The 1,598-nt window shown below is 40.1% G+C and carries 1 protein-coding gene; it reads right to left on the bottom strand.

Annotated features, from left to right (window positions below; genetic code table 11):
• Positions 1-133 precede the first annotated feature (133 nt).
• A complete protein-coding gene (locus AC0QH1_RS02375; RefSeq protein ID WP_324629186.1) occupies positions 134-1,357 on the bottom strand; it encodes an O-antigen ligase family protein in 1,224 nt (407 codons plus the stop codon).
• Positions 1,358-1,598 lie beyond the last annotated feature (241 nt).

Genomic DNA, 1,598 nt, shown 5'->3' with positions numbered 1-1,598 from the left:
GCGATCGCGCTGTGGGTGATTTGGGAGGGCGATCGCTTTCATGCAAGAAGCTTTACGACCTTGAGAACCCAATTTTTTTTCGATACAATTTACGATTGTGACCTATTAAGATAAGAAACCGAGTTTCTAGTCTCTACTCATAGTTCTCTGACTCCAATGAGGTGTTACAAGCTAAGGCAATAAAATACAGCGTTATGCTCGTAAAGGTCGGATCTCCAATAAAAAAATCCGGTAACTGTGACGTTAAAATTAAAATTAAAAACATACCACCAAAGGCTTTTCTTAAATTGGCTTTTCCAAAAAATGCTAACAGCAAATTATTAAAAATTAACAATCCTGTGATGCCGGTTTCTGCGGAAATGTTTAAAAAGATATTATGTGCGTTAAATCCAATCCGTCCGAACACCCTTCGCCCAACTTCTTCCGCATAAACTCCCAAGCCAATTCCGGTGAAAGGATGCTGAAGGGTTTCTGCGATCGCGGCTTTCCAAAGAAACGTTCTCGACAATGCCGTACTGGTTGGATTAGGAATAGAATTTGCTACTTCTGACTGATTTTCTCCCACCCACTGCATCACCGGAAAAACCGGATTGTCCGTTATTCCCAGCCGATAGGTAGAAACCGGAAAGATTAACAGGGTAATTAACCAAAATAATATTAAGACAAGAAACTCTTTTCGGTTAATCAGTTTATAAAACCATCCCAAAACAATTGCCAACCCTAAAATAATCCATCCATTGCGACTGGCAGATAATGAATCTGCAGTGATAGGTAAAATAAGTCCCAGGCAAAATTCTAGGGGATTAATAAAATGTTGTTGTCTCAAACACAGCGTCAGCGCCACAGCGAGGGACATCAATACGCCAAATTGATTCGGGTTTTGCACCAAAGAACTCACCCGAGGATAGTGGTTGAGATATTTTAGAGAGCCAAGAATGTGAAAAATAAATAAGTCTGGAAAAAAGTATTCTATAATTCCAAATACTGCCAATGCTATGAGAAAGTAAAAGATTAGCAGATGATAGATTTTTCGCTGCTTGGGATTGTGCCGATTTGAATGGTTGACGAGGAATAGGGAGCAGAAAACGAGAATGTATATCGAATAAAGTAAGCTGTATTTTATCGCAATACCTGGGCGATCGCTCCATCCCACGACGACCCAAATCCAAGCGAAAAATAAGCTCAAGGCGATCGCTAAGTAGCGATTGTTTTTTAAAACTTCGGGAATGATGGAGCGATGAGTTAAGATTAACCCCACTGCTGCAATGGGGATTAATACAATATCAATCCGATTGTTGCCAGGAAGAATCCGCAGAGGTGCCAGTAAGGTAGCAAGAAGTAAACCCAAGAAAATCATGGGATTGAAAAGAACTGAATGGGGGTAAAAAATATTTTTAGCTGTTTCGATCGCAATTCTTTTTATCTTCAAAAGAAAGTAGAGCATCACTAACAGAGTTTGGGTAGGGTATTGAACTTCTACTACAGAATATTCGGTTCACAACCAGTTACGACCCTTCAGAGTATTTGGATCGGGGTCTACCACTCTCCAAATAAACGCTTTAGCAATATCATAATAATTCCCATGCTCATCGGGTCTG

Source organism: Phormidium sp. CCY1219, assembly GCF_055795085.1.
The sequence above is the reverse complement of the archived record's forward strand: the minus strand, read 5'-3'. Positions and strand labels throughout refer to the sequence as shown.